Source organism: Microcystis sp. M109S1 (assembly GCF_020247025.1).
GTDB lineage: Bacteria > Cyanobacteriota > Cyanobacteriia > Cyanobacteriales > Microcystaceae > Microcystis.
The window spans coordinates 1-3,933 of the sequence record NZ_JADBRW010000064.1; the positions used below are offsets into that span (position 1 = coordinate 1).

Sequence of the window (3,933 nt, forward strand, 5' to 3'; positions counted from 1 at the left end):
GTTTCAGTATATGCTACTCTTTCTTGTCTTTCATACCAAGCTTGTGTTCGTTCGTGGAGAGCTTTATTGTAAACTAATCTTACACAGCCCAAAGTGCGCCGCAATAGCGACTCTTGTTCTGGTGTGGGGTAAAATCGAAACGAGTAGGCTTTTTCCATGGGGAGCATTTTAGCATATATTTGGTAAATGCGCTAGTATTTAACGGTAAAGCCGTCGTTCTACGACGGGGTTTCAGACCCAAAATTTTCGATGAACGAGAATATTGACCGTCCCGAACCGATCCTACCTCGATCGGCGTGGGAGAGCCAGATCGCCTATCTCCGGGCTGTATTCCGGGCGAAAAAAGCACTGGATGAAATTGAACGAATTCAGAACGAGAAGACATGAACGCTCGATCTAATCCGCATCCACTAACTCCTTATCCCTCACTGAATCGCCTGTTTTAAACTACGACAGAATTCTTCGAGGGATTTTAACCCATCGCTGGGGGAATTATCAGCCAGACGTTTAACCATGGCACTGCCCACAATTACCGCGTCAGCACCCCAGTTTTTCACCTGTAGCGCCTGTGTCGGGTCAGAAATGCCAAATCCTACCCCCACGGGTTTATCGGTGACAGAACGGATAGAATCGAGCAATTCCTCCACTCTGGTGGCTACTTGGTTCCGCATTCCCGTCACTCCCGTGACACTCACCAGATAAATAAAACCTTGGGATTGCCTGGCGATCGCTTGTATTCGTTCCGGGGGACTGGTAGGCGCTACCAATAAAATCACTTCAATTCCCTTAGCGGCAGCCGGTTGCAGCAGACTTTCCGCTTCCTCTAGGGGTAAATCAGGAACCACCAAACCACTCACCCCGGCTGCTTTTATTTGGTCTAAAAAGACATCTATCCCGCGATGATAGATAGGATTATAGTAAGTAAAGAGAATAATCGGAGCTTTCACCTCTCCCTGAGCATTTTTGACGATTTCTAGCACATCTTCCAACTTGACACCCCGATTTAAAGCGCGCGTGGCTGCCGCTTGAATAACCGGACCATCCGCAAGAGGATCGGAATAGGGAACCCCCAACTCGATCAGATCGGCCCCTGCCCGGTCTAAAATGCGTAAAGCTTGGGCAGTAGTAGATAAATCGGGATCACCGGCAGTAATAAAGGGAATTAAGGCACAATTCCCCTGGGAACGGAGAGAACGAAAACACTCGGAAACAGCAGTCATCGAAAATTACTGGAGACATAAAGCACCGTCTATTATCTCATGGCGGGGAATAGCTCACCGCCGGTCGCCGCAAGCTCAGGTAAAGAATTTTTCAAGTAATACTTAAGAGATATTGACAAAAAGGCGATCGAGGTTAGAATAGGCTCAGTCTGGCAGTTTTAAGAAAATTTCTGGTATAATAGGGGTTTTTATTCCGCTTTTTCCGGTACAAAATAGGACTACTGCCCGATCGGGTTTCGTATAATCAAACACCACATTATATCTATGTTTTCCATTTACATTCTCACTCATAACGAAGAAATTGATATTGCCGCCTGTGTGGAATCGGCACTTCTGTCCGATGATGTGATTGTGGTTGACTCCTACAGTAGCGATCACACAGTAGAGATTGCTTCTCGTTATCCAGTGCGCGTGATTCAGCATCAATTCGAGAGCCATGGTAAACAAAGAACTTGGATGTTAGAAAATATCGAGACTAAATACGATTGGGTTTATATTCTCGAAGCAGATGAAAGGATGACACCCCAACTCTACGCAGAATGTCTGCGCGCCACTCAACAGAAAGATTTTACTGGTTTTTATGTGGCCGAAAGAGTTATGTTTATGGGAACTTGGATCCGTCGCAGCACCCAGTATCCTCGTTATCAAATGCGTCTATTTAGAAAAGATCAAGTCTGGTTTAGCGATTATGGTCACACGGAAAGGGAAGAATGTCGAGGAAAAACCTCTTTTTTAGAAGAAACCTATCCCCACTATACCTGTAGTAAAGGTTTAAGTCGCTGGATTGAAAAACATAATCGTTATTCTACCGATGAAGCGGCAGAAACCCTACATCAGTTGGCTAACGGTGGTGTTAGTTGGAAAAAATTATTTTTTGGTAAAACCGAAGTAGATAGACGGAGAGCTTTAAAAGATTTATCTCTACGATTGCCTTTTCGTCCCTTGCTTCGTTGGTTTTATATGTATTTTATCTTGGCGGGAATTCTCGATGGTAAAGCTGGTTTTGCTTGGTGTACTTTGCAAGCTTTTTATGAGTATTTGATCCTCTTAAAAGTGGCGGAAATGAAACAGGGTTTACCCACTCCCCCCGAAGTGAGAAATCCTTTTCATCCCCCGCAAAATGGTGACAATAGTAATTCCCATAGGCCCGATTTCGTCTCCCTAAAAGGAAAAGCCGATTAACATTCAACCATTATTAATCAGTCAGCAATCACCTAACAACAACCTAGAGATAAAAAGCAATCCTGAGCCATTTTTTTATTACAGCCTTTCTCATAAAGATGGAGTATAACCTAATTTGGCATCGGGACTGACTCCCTTCTCCCCCAACCCCTCTCCCTGATTAATAACGGATGCGAGGATCAATGCAAGCATTAATTAGATCGATCAAAATACTGGCAAAAACCACTATTGTCGCCAAAAAAGCCATTAATCCCTGCACTGTTGGGTAATCCCGCAGAGAAATCGCACGATATAACTGATTTCCCAAACCTGGCCAAGAAAAAGTAACTTCCGTCAAGACTGCACCCCCTAAAAGAGCCGCAAAAGTTAATCCTAAGACAGTAATTACGGGAATTAGGGCATTTTTCAGCGCATGGGCGATCATAATCGTTTTTTCTGGTATTCCTCTCGCTTTTGCCGCATCTACATAGTCCGCTTGCAAAGTTTGTTTCAGATTAACTCGCACCATCCGTTCAAAAATCCCACTCAAAAGAATGCCGAGAGTAAAACTAGGTAAGGCTAGATAATACAAAGCTGTAGGCAACTTATCTAGTTGTAGAGTCATCAGACTATCAAAGGTATATAAACCCGTAATTGTCTGGGGTGGAGTCTCACTCAAAGGAAAACGAGTCCCCAAGGGAAACCAGCGCAACTGTACCGCAAAAATTAGCTGTAAGAGCATTCCCACCCAAAAAATCGGCAAGGAATAGGTTATCAGTCCAAATAAACGTCCCCCAGCATCTAAGGGGGTATTCGGACGGGAAGCGGTGATAATTCCCAATCCGACCCCCACTATCACCGCAATTAGCATTCCATAAAAAGTTAGTTCCACCGTCGCTGGAAAATGTTTAGCGATAATCTCCCATACCGTCACCCCCTTACTGGTTAAAGAGTCTCCTAAATTGAGACGCATTAGGTGGAAAATATAGTCTAGGTACTGGAAAAATAGGGGTTTATTCAGTCCTAATTGTTCTCTTAGGGCATTTTTGGCACTTTCAGGGGCGCGGTTGCCTAAAATCGCATCCGTGGGATCACCGGGGGCAACACGCATCAGCAGAAAAACCACCGTCACGATCGTCCATAACATCAAGGGAGCTAGGAGTAAACGCACCAGTAAATAGGATTGTAAAGCAGCGCGGCGAGACATGAGGGCTTTCCTTTCAGAAAATAGATTCTCAAGGAACCATACCCCAAAATCGACCCGGCGATCGAGAGGTACTGAATAAAAAATTAAATTGAGGAAAATACTTAGTACAAATAAACTAAGTTATCCGCACCAGCAGTTCTGAGCAAGGGACTAGCCAAAACCCCTAAAAGCTGAAAGGCTGACGTAGCAAGGGATAGAAAAAATATCAAAAAATTTTGCCAAAAGGGGTTGACAAACTTAGGGAAGTTAGATACATTGGTAAATGCGCGGTTGAAGCGAAGCGAAAGCGAAGCGAAACAAACGACGCTGGAACCTAGACAAAACAATAGTTTGAAAGCCAAGCAA

The 3,933-nt window shown here is 44.3% G+C and carries 6 protein-coding genes; 2 read left to right on the forward strand and 4 right to left on the reverse strand.

Going from position 1 to position 3,933, the window contains the following annotated elements; translation table 11 throughout:
- Positions 1-158: helix-turn-helix domain-containing protein (locus IM322_RS02880; protein ID WP_287713090.1), on the reverse strand; the 158-nt coding region annotated here is incomplete at its 3' end.
- Positions 159-249: 91 nt separating this feature from the next.
- Between IM322_RS02880 and IM322_RS02885 the strand changes: the two genes are divergently transcribed.
- Positions 250-387, forward strand: coding sequence for a hypothetical protein (locus IM322_RS02885; RefSeq protein WP_287675777.1), 138 nt, complete (start codon positions 250-252; stop codon positions 385-387).
- A 38-nt stretch (positions 388-425) separates the two neighbouring features.
- On the opposite strand, the gene trpA is transcribed toward IM322_RS02885, so the two are convergent.
- Positions 426-1,220, reverse strand: a complete 795-nt coding sequence (trpA, locus tag IM322_RS02890) for a tryptophan synthase subunit alpha (protein WP_193956052.1) — start codon at positions 1,218-1,220, stop codon at positions 426-428.
- A 264-nt stretch (positions 1,221-1,484) separates the two neighbouring features.
- Here trpA and IM322_RS02895 point away from each other — a divergent pair, with 264 nt between their 5' ends.
- Positions 1,485-2,402, forward strand: a complete 918-nt coding sequence (locus IM322_RS02895; RefSeq protein WP_287675780.1) for a glycosyltransferase family 2 protein — start codon at positions 1,485-1,487, stop codon at positions 2,400-2,402.
- A gap of 160 nt (positions 2,403-2,562) precedes the next feature.
- Here IM322_RS02895 and IM322_RS02900 read toward each other — a convergent pair whose 3' ends face one another.
- Together IM322_RS02900 and IM322_RS02905 are read right to left on the reverse strand one after the other, a co-directional pair.
- Complete coding sequence (locus IM322_RS02900) at positions 2,563-3,588, reverse strand: ABC transporter permease (RefSeq protein ID WP_286823829.1); 1,026 nt, start codon at positions 3,586-3,588, stop codon at positions 2,563-2,565.
- A 101-nt stretch (positions 3,589-3,689) separates the two neighbouring features.
- A partial coding sequence (locus tag IM322_RS02905) for a hypothetical protein (RefSeq protein WP_287675781.1) occupies positions 3,690-3,933 on the reverse strand: 244 nt, incomplete at its 5' end.

Excerpts from the sequence above, each read along its gene's own strand:
- IM322_RS02900 (WP_286823829.1), bottom strand. The coding sequence starts at position 3,588 with ATGTCTCGCCGCGCTGCTTTACAATCCTATTTACTGGTGCGTTTACTC.
- IM322_RS02895 (WP_287675780.1), top strand. The coding sequence starts at position 1,485 with ATGTTTTCCATTTACATTCTCACTCATAACGAAGAAATTGATATTGCC.
- trpA (WP_193956052.1), bottom strand. The coding sequence starts at position 1,220 with ATGACTGCTGTTTCCGAGTGTTTTCGTTCTCTCCGTTCCCAGGGGAAT.
- IM322_RS02885 (WP_287675777.1), top strand. The coding sequence starts at position 250 with ATGAACGAGAATATTGACCGTCCCGAACCGATCCTACCTCGATCGGCG.